17 protein-coding genes and 1 tRNA gene are annotated in these 12531 nt (G+C 73.2%); 9 read left to right on the top strand and 9 right to left on the bottom strand.

Annotated elements, in window-relative coordinates; all coding sequences use genetic code 11:
• Positions 1 to 198 precede the first annotated feature (198 nt).
• A complete protein-coding gene (locus tag K7862_RS08110) occupies positions 199 to 864 on the bottom strand; it encodes a DUF4097 family beta strand repeat-containing protein (protein ID WP_222961740.1) in 666 nt (221 codons plus the stop codon).
• Positions 865 to 1096: 232 nt separating this feature from the next.
• On the opposite strand from K7862_RS08110, the gene K7862_RS38425 reads away from it, so the two are divergent.
• Complete coding sequence (locus K7862_RS38425; RefSeq protein ID WP_222961739.1) at positions 1097 to 1819, top strand: helix-turn-helix domain-containing protein; 723 nt, start codon at positions 1097 to 1099, stop codon at positions 1817 to 1819.
• Between the two features lie 120 nt (positions 1820 to 1939).
• Here K7862_RS38425 and K7862_RS08100 read toward each other — a convergent pair.
• From K7862_RS08100 to K7862_RS08085, 4 genes are all read right to left on the bottom strand, one after another.
• Positions 1940 to 2026 (bottom strand) — tRNA-Ser (locus K7862_RS08100).
• A 31-nt stretch (positions 2027 to 2057) separates the two neighbouring features.
• Complete coding sequence (locus K7862_RS08095; protein ID WP_222961738.1) at positions 2058 to 2492, bottom strand: nucleoside deaminase; 435 nt, start codon at positions 2490 to 2492, stop codon at positions 2058 to 2060.
• A gap of 47 nt (positions 2493 to 2539) precedes the next feature.
• A complete protein-coding gene (locus K7862_RS08090) occupies positions 2540 to 3079 on the bottom strand; it encodes a tRNA adenosine deaminase-associated protein (protein ID WP_222961737.1) in 540 nt (179 codons plus the stop codon).
• A gap of 232 nt (positions 3080 to 3311) precedes the next feature.
• Positions 3312 to 3488 (bottom strand): hypothetical protein, encoded by a 177-nt coding sequence (locus K7862_RS08085; protein ID WP_222961736.1) that lies wholly within the window; start codon positions 3486 to 3488, stop codon positions 3312 to 3314.
• Between the two features lie 158 nt (positions 3489 to 3646).
• On the opposite strand from K7862_RS08085, the gene upp reads away from it, so the two are divergent.
• Positions 3647 to 4282: a uracil phosphoribosyltransferase gene (gene upp, locus K7862_RS08080; RefSeq protein WP_222961735.1), complete on the top strand. Its 636-nt coding sequence runs from the start codon at positions 3647 to 3649 to the stop codon at positions 4280 to 4282.
• Positions 4283 to 4356: 74 nt separating this feature from the next.
• On the opposite strand, the gene K7862_RS08075 is transcribed toward upp, so the two are convergent.
• Both K7862_RS08075 and K7862_RS08070 read right to left on the bottom strand, forming a co-directional pair.
• Entirely contained in the window at positions 4357 to 5031 is a 675-nt protein-coding gene (locus K7862_RS08075; RefSeq protein ID WP_222961734.1) for a LytR C-terminal domain-containing protein, read from the bottom strand.
• Positions 5032 to 5052: 21 nt separating this feature from the next.
• Positions 5053 to 5349, bottom strand: a complete 297-nt coding sequence (locus tag K7862_RS08070; protein WP_222961733.1) for a type II toxin-antitoxin system VapB family antitoxin — start codon at positions 5347 to 5349, stop codon at positions 5053 to 5055.
• A gap of 465 nt (positions 5350 to 5814) precedes the next feature.
• On the opposite strand from K7862_RS08070, the gene K7862_RS08065 reads away from it, so the two are divergent.
• The 4 genes from K7862_RS08065 (at position 5815) to K7862_RS08050 (ending at position 9282) form a co-directional block, all read left to right on the top strand.
• The gene (locus K7862_RS08065; protein WP_222961732.1) at positions 5815 to 6288 is read left to right on the top strand and encodes a MarR family winged helix-turn-helix transcriptional regulator; all 474 of its coding nucleotides are present in this window, start codon (positions 5815 to 5817) and stop codon (positions 6286 to 6288) included.
• A gap of 141 nt (positions 6289 to 6429) precedes the next feature.
• Positions 6430 to 8127, top strand: coding sequence for a SpoIIE family protein phosphatase (locus K7862_RS08060; RefSeq protein ID WP_222961731.1), 1698 nt, complete (start codon positions 6430 to 6432; stop codon positions 8125 to 8127).
• Positions 8128 to 8260: 133 nt separating this feature from the next.
• Positions 8261 to 8668, top strand: coding sequence for a DnaJ family domain-containing protein (locus tag K7862_RS08055; protein WP_222961730.1), 408 nt, complete (start codon positions 8261 to 8263; stop codon positions 8666 to 8668).
• A gap of 29 nt (positions 8669 to 8697) precedes the next feature.
• Complete coding sequence (locus tag K7862_RS08050) at positions 8698 to 9282, top strand: hypothetical protein (protein ID WP_308011896.1); 585 nt, start codon at positions 8698 to 8700, stop codon at positions 9280 to 9282.
• Between the two features lie 32 nt (positions 9283 to 9314).
• Here K7862_RS08050 and K7862_RS08045 read toward each other — a convergent pair whose 3' ends face one another.
• The gene (locus K7862_RS08045; protein WP_222961729.1) at positions 9315 to 10394 is read right to left on the bottom strand and encodes a TolB-like translocation protein; all 1080 of its coding nucleotides are present in this window, start codon (positions 10392 to 10394) and stop codon (positions 9315 to 9317) included.
• A gap of 208 nt (positions 10395 to 10602) precedes the next feature.
• Here K7862_RS08045 and K7862_RS08040 point away from each other — a divergent pair, with 208 nt between their 5' ends.
• Positions 10603 to 10866 (top strand): hypothetical protein, encoded by a 264-nt coding sequence (locus tag K7862_RS08040; RefSeq protein ID WP_222961728.1) that lies wholly within the window; start codon positions 10603 to 10605, stop codon positions 10864 to 10866.
• A 79-nt stretch (positions 10867 to 10945) separates the two neighbouring features.
• Here the strand turns inward: K7862_RS08040 and K7862_RS08035 are convergent, their stop codons facing one another.
• On the bottom strand, positions 10946 to 11482 hold the full coding sequence (locus K7862_RS08035; protein ID WP_222961727.1) for a DUF5949 family protein: 537 nt from the start codon (positions 11480 to 11482) through the stop codon (positions 10946 to 10948).
• 293 nt (positions 11483 to 11775) lie between these two features.
• On the opposite strand from K7862_RS08035, the gene K7862_RS08030 reads away from it, so the two are divergent.
• Positions 11776 to 12024, top strand: coding sequence for a hypothetical protein (locus K7862_RS08030; RefSeq protein ID WP_222961808.1), 249 nt, complete (start codon positions 11776 to 11778; stop codon positions 12022 to 12024).
• A 128-nt stretch (positions 12025 to 12152) separates the two neighbouring features.
• Entirely contained in the window at positions 12153 to 12446 is a 294-nt protein-coding gene (locus K7862_RS08025; RefSeq protein ID WP_222961726.1) for a chaplin, read from the top strand.
• Positions 12447 to 12531: the final 85 nt, after the last annotated feature.

Below are 12531 nucleotides of genomic sequence, written 5' to 3'. Positions count from 1 at the left end.
TCCCGGCCAGGCGTCCGCGCCAGCGGTGACAGGTGACAAGTGTGCAATCGCTGGAGTCTATCCATCAGACAGCGTAATCAGACGATCGATCACGCTCATCATCCGTTGAAAGGTGATCGGTTGGGCCGGGGGCGGGTGCGGGTGCGGGCGCGGGTGCGCCGAGGCCCGCTCCCGGCCCGTTCCCCGCTCACCTGGGCCTCACAGGCTGCGGGCGGTGATGTCCCCGTGGGAGGTGGTGGCGTGGATGTCCAGCTCCGGGGCGCCGTTGTTCTTCAGGGAGTTGCTGACGCGGCCGTGATCGGTGCCGGCGTCCAGGGTGGCCGGCACGCCCGCGGCCGCGGTGACGGTGATGTCGCCGGACGAGGTGCGGAGCTCGACGGTGCCGCGCACGGCCTCGGTGATCCGGATGTCGCCCCGCGGGGTGCTGATCCGCGCCGGGCCGGTGAGCCGGCCGACCTCGACGTCCCCGTCGGTCGCGGTCAGGCGCACGCTCGCGGCCTCGTCGAGCTTGATCCGGCGGTACGCGCCGTCGAAGACGACGTCGCCGAGCCGGCCGACCCCGCGCAGCTCGCAGCTCGCCGCCCGGCCCTCGACGCCGGAGCCGGCGGGGAGCTGGACGGTGATCTCCACGGAGCCGGCGGCGCCGAGGAGCCGGTTCCCGGGCTCGGGGGCCTGGATCCGCAGGACGCCGTCGGCGAAGGCGACGGTGGTCCGCTCGGCGGCCTGGACGTCGCGGCTCCTGGACGGATCGGCGGGCCGGATCTCGACGGTGGTGTCGGCCCGGTCGGCGGCGATGAACTGGACGCGTCCGGCGGGGACGTCCAGGACGGCGGCGATCGGGGCGGCGGTGGCGAACTTCTGCATCGTGCTCTCCTGGGCTCGTTCCTCGTTTCTGACATGGGAAACGCTACGTTGCTTTCCATCCTGCGACAACTAGTTCGTTGCATGACGGTGCTGTTTGCGCAGTTCATATGGCAGAAACTGTTGCAACGGATGTGGGAGTAACGCAACGTCAGGTGGTGAAAGCATTGCAATGAATCAAAGGTGAACGCTACAGTGAGGCCGACGACCGCGAAGGACCAGCGAGGAGACAGTGATGCCGGGAGGCAGGCTCACCCAGCAGGAACGCCAGCAGATCGCGCTGGGGCTGGCCGACAGCCTCCCCTATGCCGAGATCGCGCGCCGCCTGGACCGTCCGACCTCGACGATCACGCGTGAGGTGATGCGCAACGGCGGCCCCAACGCCTACCGCGCCGACCTGGCCCACCGCGCGACCGAACGCCGCGCGCACCGGCGCCGGCCGGCCGCGGCCCGCCCGGCGGAGTCGGCCCCCCAGCCGCACGGCCGGGACGCCGAGGCGGTGGCCGAGTACGAGGAGACGCTCACCACCGTGCTCATGGGGTCCGGCCTGCCCAAGATGACGGCCCGGGTGCTGACCTGCCTGTTCACCACCGACGCCGGCAGCCTCACCGCGTCCGAACTGGCCCGGCGCCTCCAGGTCAGCCCGGCGTCCGTCTCCAAGGCGATCACCTTCCTGGAGAGCCAGAGCCTCGTCCGCCGGGAGCGCGACGAGCGCCGCCGCGACCGCTACATCGTCGACGACGAGCTCTTCTACCAGGCGACGATCGCCAGCGCCCGGGCCAACGACCAGCTCGTCGCGACCGCGCGCCAGGGCGTCGCCGTCCTCGGCGCCCACACCCCCGCCGCCGCCCGGCTGGAGAACGTCGCCCGGTTCCTCGACTTCATCAGCGAGAGCATCACCCGCGCCGCCGAACAGGCCCGCGAGGTCCTCCACACCAGGCCGGCCGACGAGAGCTGAGCCCGAGGCCGGGCGTCGGATGCCGCGGAGACGGGAGCTGAGAGGGCAACGAGGGCGGGGACGGCCACGAGAGAGGGCAGCCACGGACTCCGTGACTGCCCTCTCTCGTCCTGCTCAGAGCGGTAGCGGTGGGATTTGAACCCACGGAGGAGTTGCCCCCTCACACGCTTTCGAGGCGTGCTCCTTAGGCCGCTCGGACACGCTACCGAGGGAGATCCTAGCCCACGCCGGGCAGTGCTCAGAAATCCTTTGTGCGGAAGAAGCGCGTCAGTACCGCGGCGGTCTCCTCGGGGAGGACGCCGGCGATCACCTCGGGGCGGTGGTTGAGGCGGCGGTCGCGGACCAGGTCCCACAGGGAACCGGCCGCTCCGGCCTTGGGATCGGCGGCGCCGTAGACCACGCGGTCCAGCCGGGACAGCACGATCGTGCCCGCGCACATCGTGCACGGCTCCAGGGTGACGACCAGCGTGCAGCCGCTCAGCCGCCACTGGCCGACCGCCGCCGCGGCGCGCCGGACGGCGAGGACCTCGGCGTGGGCCGTCGGGTCGCCGGTGGCCTCGCGCTCGTTGCGGGCGCGGGCCAGCACCTCGCCGTCCGGACCCAGCACGACCGCGCCCACCGGCACGTCGCCGGTGAGCGGGGCGCACTCCGCCTCCTCCAGGGCGAGCCGCATCGCGGGCGCCCAGGGGTCGCGGACGGGATCGGCCGGCGCGGGTCCTGTCAGCGGACCGCCTCCAGGACGTCGGCGCAGCCCAGCGCGTCGGCGATCTCGCCCAGCGCCTCCCCGGTGAGCGCGCCGTCGCCGCTGAGCGCCAGCAGCTCCTTGGTGCTCATGCCGAGGTCGGCCAGCACGTCGGTCTCGCCGAGCGGGCCGACCGGGACGTGGTCCTCGGAGGGACCGGCCACGGCGTCCTCGTCGTCGTCGTCCTCGCCGTCCTCGGTGCCGTCGAGGTCGACCAGGTCGTCGAGGTCCTCCGGGTCGCGGCCCAGCACCTCGTCGGTGAGCAGGATCTCCCCGTACGAGCTTCGGGCGGCCGCCGCCGCGTCGGACACGTAGATCCTGGGGTCCTCTTCACCGTCGACGCGGACGACGCCGAACCAGGCGTCCTCCTGCTCGATGAAGACCAGGACCGTTTCATCCTCCTCACCGGCCGCACGGGCCAGGTCGCACAAGTCGGCGAGGGTTTCCACATCGTCGAGATCGGGTTCGCTCGCTTGCCAACCGTCCTCGGTGCGCGCGAGCAGTGCGGCGAAGTACACCGTGACTCTCCCACTGGTCTCAGGCCGTCCGGACCGGGCGGGGCCGCTTGTCGCTCATGAGGGCCGCACCGCCCGCACTGCGCGAGGCCGTGACACCCACATGTTGGTCCCACCCATCGGCATCGTGGCAGAAAGAACGGCGATGCGAGAGGTCTTCGGCACTCCGACGTGCCAGGTCTTCGTCACTTCCGGGTAAACCGATGATCTTGCCGGGCTGTCACCCGGGCTCCGATCACCACCGGAAGGTGCGCATCCGCATCTGCTGACGCATCCGGTTCGCCCGGGCGCGCCGCGGCTGGACGCGCTCCCGCAGGGCCTTGGCCTCGTCCATCTCCCGCAGGAACACCGCGCGCTTGCGGCGGCGCTCCTGGTCGCGGTCCTCGGCGTTCCGGTCGGTAGCGTCCGGCATGGGGGGATCACCGTCCCGAGGTCGGTTCACCCGGGTGGTGCACCGGGCGTACCTGACCGGTTTCCCTCCAACGGGCGGTTTACCCCAGCGGGGCCGCAGAAGGTGCGGGGCACGGTGCGGAGACGACGCCGGCGCGGGCTGCCGTTACAGTCGTGTCCATGCGTCTCCACGTTGTCGACCACCCCCTGGTCGCGCACAAGCTCACCACCCTGCGCGACGAGCGCACCGACTCGCCCACGTTCCGCCGGCTGGCCGACGAACTGGTCACCCTGCTCGCCTACGAGGCCACCCGGGACGTCAGGACCGAGCAGGTCGACATCAAGACCCCGGTCGCCGCGACCACCGGTGTCCGGCTGTCCCACCCGCGGCCGCTGGTCGTGCCGATCCTGCGCGCCGGGCTGGGCATGCTCGACGGCATGGTGCGGCTGCTGCCGACCGCCGAGGTGGGCTTCCTGGGCATGGTCCGCGACGAGGAGACGCTGGAGGCCAAGACGTACGCGACGCGTATGCCCGACGACCTGTCCGGCCGTCAGGTCTACGTGGTCGACCCGATGCTGGCGACCGGCGGCACCCTCGTCGCGGCGATCCAGCTGCTGATCGAGCGCGGCGCCGACGACGTCACGGCGCTGTGCCTGCTGGCCGCGCCGGAGGGCGTCGAGGTCATGGAGCGCGCGCTGGCCGGGAAGCCGGTCACCGTGGTCACGGCGGCCGTCGACGAGCGGCTCAACGAGCACGGCTTCATCGTCCCCGGCCTCGGCGACGCGGGTGACCGCCTCTACGGCATGGCGGGCTGACCCCGGTCGCGCAGAGCCAAAAAAAATGCACGGACCGCCTCGGCGGCCCGTGCATTTTTTCATTCTTCCGGCTGTCAGCCCTTCGGCTTGGTCGCCGGCGTGGTCGGCACCGTGCAGACCGGCTTCGGCGGCGGCGGGTTCGCCGCGACGACCCGCGCCTTGGCCGCGTCCGCGGGCGTCGCCAGCGCGCTGAACCCGTTGCCGATCATCAGATCGACGGTGTTGTCCTTGCGGGCCGGGTCGATCTTGACAGTGGCTCCGCCCACCTGGGTGCCCGCCTCCCGGGCCGCCGCCTCGCCCGCCGGACCGGCGACGACCATCGCGGACTGGGTGACCTTCTTGTCGTAGGTGATCGGCGCGTTGCCGAACTTGGCGACCTTGAAGCCGCGTTTGGCCAGCTCGTCGGCGGTGGACTTGGCCAGGCCGCCACGGGTGGTGGCGTTGAAGACGTTCACCGTCACACCGGCCGGCTGCGGCAGCGGCGCGAGCTTCGCGGTGTGCGTGGGCGTCGGCGCGGGCTTGCAGGTCGGCGCGTTCTGCGGGCCCGCGTTGGCCTTGGTGTCGCCGTCGCCGCCGTTGAAGACGTGGAAGAGCTGCACCGCTCCCCAGCCGAACAGGCCCAGGACGACCACGGAGGCGACGACGGCCGCGACGATGCGGCCACGGCGGCGCGGCCGGCGCATCCGCGGGTAGGCGTTACCCGTGATCCGGTATTTCCCGCCCATCCCGGAGGGGGTCAGCATGCTCATGAGCGCAGCGTAAGCGGATTGTCAGTCCATCTCCAGGACCCGGGCGTGCAGCACTTGACGCTGCTGGAGTGCCGCGCGTACCGCCCGGTGCAGGCCGTCCTCCAGATAGAGGTCGCCCTGCCATTTCACGACATGGGCGAAGAGGTCCCCGTAGAACGTGGAATCCTCGGCCAGAAGTGTCTCCAGGTCGAGCTCGCCCTTGGTGGTCACCAACTGGTCGAGCCGCACAGGACGGGGGGCGACGTCCGCCCACTCGCGCGTGCTGACCCGGCCGTGGTCCGGGTACGGCCGCCCGTTACCGATGCGCTTGAAGATCACACGGAAAGCCTACCGGGAGTGGTTGGCCGGGCGCAGCAGGGGCGCTCAATCGTCCCTCTGGCCTACCCCTGGCTCCCTCCCCCTCCTCGACCCGAGGGGCCGGCCCGGGCTGCCGGTGATGTTGTGTGCTGCGGTACCCGGGGTCCTGCCCCTGCGGCACTCGTCACTGCCAGGGGGTGGGGAGGAAGCGCTCCCCGCAAGGACTTGTGCACACACCCGCCCGGTTCGTTCGGGAGAACGGTCACGCACAAGTCCGAGGAGACGCTTCCGGACTGCCCCCAACGTGCGGACGAACGGCAAGCGACAACAGGGGCGCGAGGTCCCACAGACTTCGTCCGGGAGGTGCCCCCTGCGGGAGCAACCCACCACCGGCGGAGGCCGGGAAGGCGCACCAGCGGGGCAGGCCGGGAGCCGGGATCCGGCCTCGGGCAGAGGGAGAGGGAGGAGCCGGGGGAAAATCGGGGGATGAGCGAACTGCTGGGAACCCGGCTGCGCCACCTCCTGGAAACGCTGGACGGCGACGTCGCCGCGACCCAGCGCCGGCTCGGCCTGGCGGACGGCTTCCGCCCCCGCTTCACCCCTGTCGTGCGTGCCCTCGCGGCGGGCGGCCCCGCCTCGATCCGCGAACTCGCCGACACCCTCGGCGTCACGCACTCCGCCGCGAGCCAGACCGTCGCCCAGATGGTCCGCCAGGACCTGGTGGTGACGGAGGCCGGCGCCGACGCCCGCCGCCGTATCGTGCGCCTGACCGCGAAGGCCGAGGCACTGCTGCCCGCGCTGGAGCGGGAGTGGGCGGCCACCCTCACCGCGGTCCGGGCGTTCGAGGCCGAACTGGCGTACCCGCTGAGCCGCCTGGTCGACGAGGCACTGGCCGCGCTGGAGCGGACGCCGCTGCGCGACCGGATCAGCCAGGTGCTGGAGGACCCGGAAGCTCCCTGAGACCGGAAGAGCGCGGCCCGGGCGGAACCCCTTCGCGCGGCATCCCCTGAATCGCCGATCCGCCGTCCGGCGGGCAGGGTGGAACCCGGGAGCGCGGCCACGGCCGGACCGGGGCCGCGCCGAGCACAGGAGGGCAGGGCGATGCACGACCTACCGCCGGGCGACTGGCTGTGGCGTGCCCTGCTCGACGGTACGCAGGCCGGTGTCGCCGTGCTCGACACCGAGCTGCGCTACCTGTACGTCAACCCGGCCCTGGCGGCGATGAACGGCGTCGCCCCGGCCGAGCACATCGGCCGGACCATCGCGGAGGTCGTGCCCGCCGTGGACGCCCGCGAGGACGTGCTGCGCCAGGTGCTCGCCGACGGCCGCTGCCGGGAGGTGGTCTCCAGCGGGCAGACCCGCGCGGAGTCGCCGCACGCCCGGCGCTACTGGCACGGCAGCTACAGCCGGCTGGCGGACGGCGACGGGCGGGTGCGGGGCCTGGGCGGGATCGTGCTGGAGGTGACCGAGGACCGTGCCGGCCAGCGGGAGCTGGAGCGGGCCCGGGAACGGCTGCTGCTCCTGGACGCGGCGGCCGTGCGGATCGGTTCGACGCTGGAGATGGAGCAGACCTGCCAGGAGCTGTGCGACCTGCTGGTGGAGGTGATCGCGGACGTCGCGACCGTGGAGGTGCTGTCGCTGAGCGGCGACGGCCACCGTCCGGCGCCGGCCGGGATGCTGCGGCTGCGCCGTGCCGCGATGGCCGCGCGCCCGGCGCTGTGGGAGCAGGTCCTGCAGTTCGGCGGCCCCGGCGAGTACGTCGACTACCAGCGCACGGCGGCGATCCCCCGCTGCCTGGAGACCGGGCGCCCGGTGGTGTCCAACCACGGCTCCGACGCGAGCCTGAGCCGGTCCGCGCCCAACCCCGAGCGGCTGGCCGCGTACCGGGCGGCGGGGTTCCATTCGACGATGGTGGTGCCGCTGTCCGCCCGCGGCGGCCAGATCGGCACGGTCTCGCTGGTCAGGGCGGGCGCGTCGGGGGAGTTCACCGACGACGACGCCTCGGTGGCCCGCGCGCTGGCCGACCGCGCGGCCATCAGCCTGGACAACGCCCGCCGCTACAGCCGGGAGCACGGCATCGCGGTCGAGCTGCAGCGGGCCCTGCTGGCCGCGCCCGGCACCCCGCACCCGCGTGTCGACGTGGCCACGCACTATCTGCCCGCGGGCGCGACCGACCTGGTCGGCGGCGACTGGTTCGACACCCTCGCGCTGCCCGGCGGGCTGACGCTGCTGGCCATGGGCGACGTGATGGGGCACGGCGTGGAGGCGGCCGTGGAGATGAGCCAGTACCGGTCGATGCTGCGGGTGGTGGCCGGGGAACACGGCGGCGTGCCCGGCGAGGGCACCCCCGACCGGATCCTGCGCCGCCTGGACGTGCTGCTCACCGCGGCCGGGACCGAGCGGCCCGGCACCTGCCTGATCGGGCTGGCCGACCCGGTGCGCGGCTGCGCCTGGTTCGCCAACGCCGGTCATCTGCCGCCCGCGGTGATCGGCACGGACGGACGTGTCGACCTGCTGCCGGTCCCGCCGGGGCCGCCGTTGGGCGCGGACCTGTGCGGCGCGTACGAGACGGTCTACGTGCCGTGGCCGCCGGGGCACACGTTGCTGCTGTACACCGACGGCCTGGTCGAGCGGCGCACCGAGGACATCGACACCTCGCTCGAACGGCTGGCGGCCCTGCGGCTGCCGAACACGGGCCCGCTGGAGGCGCTGCTCGGGCGGCTGGTGCATCTGCTCACCCCGACCGCGGCGGAGGACGACGTGGCGCTGCTGGTGGCCCGCGCGCAGCCCCACCCCTGAGCTCTGGACGGCGCCGGCCGCGCCGCCCGTGCCGCCCGGACGGGCAGGACCGGCCGGGAAGGGGGCCGCGCGCCGCTGACGTACGCTCGAAGGCGCACGGCCCGCGCCCGCTCACCAGCCCGAGGAGTGCGACATGACCGAACGCAAACCGCCCGGAGTGTCCTTCGAGACGTGGGCGGACAAGCAGATCCGCGAGGCGGAGGAGCGCGGCGCGTTCGCCGACCTGCCGGGCGCCGGCAAGCCGCTGCCGTCCCTGAACACCCCCTACGACGAGATGTGGTGGATCAGGAACAAGATGCGGCAGGAGGGCCTGTCCTTCCTCCCGGCGAGCCTGGTGCTCCGCAAGGAGGCCGAGGACGCGCTGGCCGCGGCGGCGGAGGCGCGTTCGGAGGTCGAGGTGCGGCGCATCCTGGAGGCGATCAACGTCAAGATCGCCGCGGCCGTCCGCACCCCGCCCGAGGGACCGCCGCTGAACCTCGTGCCCTACGACGTCGAGCGGGCGGTCGCCGACTGGCGGGAACGGCGGGGGAGTTCTTCCTGAGCGCGCGCCGCTCCTGATAGGCATGGGCGGTGCGCTTCGACTCCGTCCCCATGCCGCCGGCCGTCGGCGCCCGGCCGCGTGACGCGCGCGGCTACCCCGTGCCGGCGATCACTCCGTGGGAGGGCGAGCAGCCGCAGTTCGCCCTGACCGACTACGGGCGCAGCGCCGACTGCGCCCGGCAGCGGCTGTGTTCGGTCTGCGACGTGCTCATGCCGCGCGGCCCGGTGTGGCGGGTGGTGGGCGCCGCGGAGAGCGCGGCGATCGGCGAGGCGCTGGCGGCCGGGCGGCCGTACCGCAACCTCGCGCCGACGCTGGAGGGCCCCGGCCACCGGGCCTGCATGCTCTACGCCTCGATGGTGTGCCCGTACCTGGCCCGGCCCAACGCCCGGCGCGGACTGGACGCGCGCACCCCGGACGCCATGACCGAGCATGTCGTCCGGGGTGCGGTGCGCGGCGCGATGGGCGCGGTGGTCGGCTTCGCGGACTACGAGTTCGGGATCACGCCCACCCAGGTGCTGTTCCGGTTCGTCGACGTCGTCGAGTTCCTGCCGCACGACACCGCGGACGCGCACCTGGAGGAGTTGCGGGCCGAACTCGCGCGTACCGGGCGGTAGCCGGGAGACCGGGCGGACGCCGGGACCGGCCGTCAGGCGCGGTAGGCGGGCAGGCCCAGGTAGCCGGAGACCCGGACCGGCGACCGCGAGCCGTCGGCGGGCAGCGTCACGATGCCGTTCGGGGTGCGGGCGGCGATCGTGCGGCTGTCCGGGGACCAGGCCGGCTCGGTGTAGTCGGTGGTGGCGTTCGGGGTCAGGTCCCTGACGTGCGGGCCGCTGTTGGTGGAGTGCTCCAGGAACAGGTGGTCGTGGCCGCCGACCGAGCGGACGAACACGACGTCCTGGTCCTGGCCCGGCGACATCGCGGGCTCGGACCCGGAGGTCAGCGCGGCGCCCTGCTGACGCAGGTAGTCGTCGCGGATGTAGACCTCGCCGGTGCCGGAGTTGGCGTAGACGGCGGAACCGTACTTCCCGGCCGCGCTGGGCCAGGCGTTGCCGGTCTGCGGGAGCGGCTTGATCCCCTCACCGGACTCGCGGTTCAGGCCGAGGGGTTGGGGTGTGCCGCGGTGCGCGGTCGCCGGGACGCCGTACAGCCGGGAGACGCCGTCCGCCGAACGGACCGCGAAGAACAGGTTGTCCGTGCCGGGCAGGCCGTTCTGGGTGTCGGTGGCGCGGACCTGCCAGGTGGGGTGCGACCAGTTGGCGTTGCCGGGGTTCTTCGCGACGATCACGCGGCCGCTGCCGTCGGGGTTGCTGACCGCCAGGTCCCCGTCGCCGTCGACGAACGCGGCCTTGCGTCCGTCCGGCGACCAGGCCAGGTCGCGCACCGCGGTGCCGAAGTCGACGCGGGTGCCGTTCATCACCACGTACCGCGAACCGTCGCTGACGGTCAAGCCGTTGTGGCCGGTGCCGTTGAGCACCGGTGCCGTGGAGGACGCGGGCTTGGCGCCGCTACCGGCCGTCGGAACGGAGCCGCCGTCGCCGTTCTTGCCGGAGCCGCTGCCCGAACCGCCCCCCGCCGCAGCACCGCTGGTGGTGACGCTCGGCGAGGCAGGGCCGGCACCGGTGGTGTCGTCCGGTCCGCAGGCGGTGAGCAGCAGGGCCGCGCCCGCGGTGATGCCGGCGGTGAGCGCGATGGCGGCTGAGGTACGGCGGCGCGACGGTGCGGACATGGCGGGTTCCCCCCAGGAACAGCTCGTGGTCTCGAAGCGCTTGCTTCTCTGGAACGAGAGTGCCTGGCCAACTTCCGTTCCCTGTGCGCTGGTTGTCACGGCCGCGCTACAGGGACACGCGACCTGTCCGGGTGAAGCCGGTGGACGAACGGTGACGGGTGGGGTGCGATCGCGTGCCCTGGCGAGGGGGGACGGCGTTGTGCAGATCATGAATGTATGCCGAATCCTCACCACCGCCGCGGCCGGTTCCTTCCTCCTGGCCGCCGCCGCACCCGCCGTCCAGGCCGCTGACCTGGGAGGCACGCTGACCAGCACCGCGCTGACCGCCTCGGCCGCGGGCACCTCGGCCGGCACGGCCACCAAGGGCGTGCTCGACCAGACCGGTGTCGGGCAGAAGGTCGGCGCGGTGAAGAAGGCCGTGCAGGCCGGATCCGACGCGGTCAGCGCCGGGAACCAGCTCGTCAACAGCTGACCCGGCACCCCCCCGCACCGACTGAGGGCGCCCCCGCGGGGGCGCCCTCACTCATGTGCCCGCGGCACGGGCGGCCGCGCTACCGCAGGGTGCCGATCGGGACGAGGGCGTGCGCCGCCGAACGCAGCACCTCCGCGTCGCCCGCGAAGGCCCGCAGTTCCTCCTCGCCCAGCGCCGCACCGGGCGCCGCGGCGGGCCAGGGCCGGCTGGCCAGGATCACATAGACCGAGCCGCGGGCCCGGGCGGCCGCCGTCCACTGGTCCGGCACCGGGCAGGTGGCCTGCAGGTAGGGCATGGACAGCACCGCCTTGCCGGCCTCCACCAGCACCTTGACCGGGGGGCGTTGGGTGCGTGCCACATCGAGGATCGCGCCGCCCACGGGCAGGCCGATCTCCTGCGCCGCCTCCAGCACCGCCTGCCGCGTGCCCTCGGGCCCGCCGACCCCGTCCCCGAGCGCGTACGCCATCAGGAACGGCATGTCGGCGCCGTCCTCCTCGTGCGCACCCGCCCAGGGGATCACCATCAGGGTGCCGAGGCGGCTCGGCAGCGGTGCCGCGGCGGAGGCGGCGGAGGCGGCGGAGGGGGACGAGGGGGACGGGGCATTCGTCTGGGTCATACGTCCTGACCCTATTCCGCGCGGAAGCACTCGGGCCGCCGATATCACCTCCGCGGGCGACGGCCCGGACCGGGATTAACCCGTTCGGGGAATTCCCCTCGCGCGTGCGTACCCGAACGGCGTAAACACCTTTCGGACACGTGAGCGGATCCGTTCCCTGTTCCCGCCGCGGAATGGTGCGGGGCGAGCGGAAGGACGGCCGTGCGGGCACGCACGGAACGGTTGCGGCACCACACGCGCTTTTCCACCGTGGGTGGCGTAGGCCCATTCCTCTCGAAGGGAATTCCGTCCCCATGCGTATCCCCCGGATCACGGGCGCGGTGGTGGCCACCGCGCTCGTCGCCGGCGTGACCGGAGGCGTGCTCACCGCCACCTCCGCCACCGCCACCGCCGAAGCCCCCCACCACTCCGTCCTGACCTCGCGCCCGGCCCCCGACGCCCACGCCCCGGCGACGCCCGCGGCCGCGGATCCCTCCGCACCGGCACCGTCCGCCCCGACGGTGAGCGGCGTGGCGCCGGTCTTCGCGACACCCCTGGTCTGAGGTCCGGACGCGCGCCCGGTCCGTCACCGGTTCAGCTCAACCTGCGTGACCACGCGTGATCTCCTGCCGTTGCGCAGAGCGTCAAAGCCGCAGGATCTGCGGCTGATTCTCGTCTCAGGGAGATCTTGATGTCGCGTATCGCAAAGGCCGCGGTCCTCGCCGCCGCCGCAGGTGCCGTGCTGGCCGGCGGCGCTGGTGTGGCGGCGGCCGACGCAGGCGCCGAGGGTGGCGCGGCGGGTTCGCCGGGCGTCGTGTCCGGTGACCTGGTCCAGGTGCCCGTGCACGTCCCGCTCGACGTCTGCGGCGACACCGTCGACGTGGTCGGCCTGCTCAACCCCGCGTTCGGTGAGCAGTGCGCCAACGTCTCCACGCACGAGACCGGCGGCGACGACGGCGGCAACCACGACGGTGGCAGCTGGTAGTCAGGCCCGCCCCACGGCCTCCCGCTCCCTGACCCCACATCAGGGCAGCGGGAGGCCGTGGGTATGTACGGGCGAGGGAGCTCGG

Origin of the sequence: Actinacidiphila acidipaludis, assembly GCF_019890725.1 — a bacterium.
Taxonomy (GTDB): domain Bacteria; phylum Actinomycetota; class Actinomycetes; order Streptomycetales; family Streptomycetaceae; genus Actinacidiphila; species Actinacidiphila acidipaludis.
The sequence above is the reverse complement of the archived record's forward strand: the minus strand, read 5'-3'. Positions and strand labels throughout refer to the sequence as shown.

What these genes read in the sequence shown, in the direction of transcription:
- K7862_RS08110 (WP_222961740.1), bottom strand. Translation starts at nt 864, where the DNA reads ATGCAGAAGTTCGCCACCGCCGCCCCGATCGCCGCCGTCCTGGACGTC.
- K7862_RS38425 (WP_222961739.1), top strand. Translation starts at nt 1,097, where the DNA reads ATGCCGGGAGGCAGGCTCACCCAGCAGGAACGCCAGCAGATCGCGCTG.
- K7862_RS08095 (WP_222961738.1), bottom strand. Translation starts at nt 2,492, where the DNA reads ATGCGGCTCGCCCTGGAGGAGGCGGAGTGCGCCCCGCTCACCGGCGAC.
- K7862_RS08085 (WP_222961736.1), bottom strand. Translation starts at nt 3,488, where the DNA reads ATGCCGGACGCTACCGACCGGAACGCCGAGGACCGCGACCAGGAGCGC.
- upp (WP_222961735.1), top strand. Translation starts at nt 3,647, where the DNA reads ATGCGTCTCCACGTTGTCGACCACCCCCTGGTCGCGCACAAGCTCACC.
- K7862_RS08075 (WP_222961734.1), bottom strand. Translation starts at nt 5,031, where the DNA reads ATGAGCATGCTGACCCCCTCCGGGATGGGCGGGAAATACCGGATCACG.
- K7862_RS08065 (WP_222961732.1), top strand. Translation starts at nt 5,815, where the DNA reads ATGAGCGAACTGCTGGGAACCCGGCTGCGCCACCTCCTGGAAACGCTG.
- K7862_RS08060 (WP_222961731.1), top strand. Translation starts at nt 6,430, where the DNA reads ATGCACGACCTACCGCCGGGCGACTGGCTGTGGCGTGCCCTGCTCGAC.
- K7862_RS08055 (WP_222961730.1), top strand. Translation starts at nt 8,261, where the DNA reads ATGACCGAACGCAAACCGCCCGGAGTGTCCTTCGAGACGTGGGCGGAC.
- K7862_RS08045 (WP_222961729.1), bottom strand. Translation starts at nt 10,394, where the DNA reads ATGTCCGCACCGTCGCGCCGCCGTACCTCAGCCGCCATCGCGCTCACC.
- K7862_RS08040 (WP_222961728.1), top strand. Translation starts at nt 10,603, where the DNA reads ATGAATGTATGCCGAATCCTCACCACCGCCGCGGCCGGTTCCTTCCTC.
- K7862_RS08035 (WP_222961727.1), bottom strand. Translation starts at nt 11,482, where the DNA reads ATGACCCAGACGAATGCCCCGTCCCCCTCGTCCCCCTCCGCCGCCTCC.
- K7862_RS08030 (WP_222961808.1), top strand. Translation starts at nt 11,776, where the DNA reads ATGCGTATCCCCCGGATCACGGGCGCGGTGGTGGCCACCGCGCTCGTC.
- K7862_RS08025 (WP_222961726.1), top strand. Translation starts at nt 12,153, where the DNA reads ATGTCGCGTATCGCAAAGGCCGCGGTCCTCGCCGCCGCCGCAGGTGCC.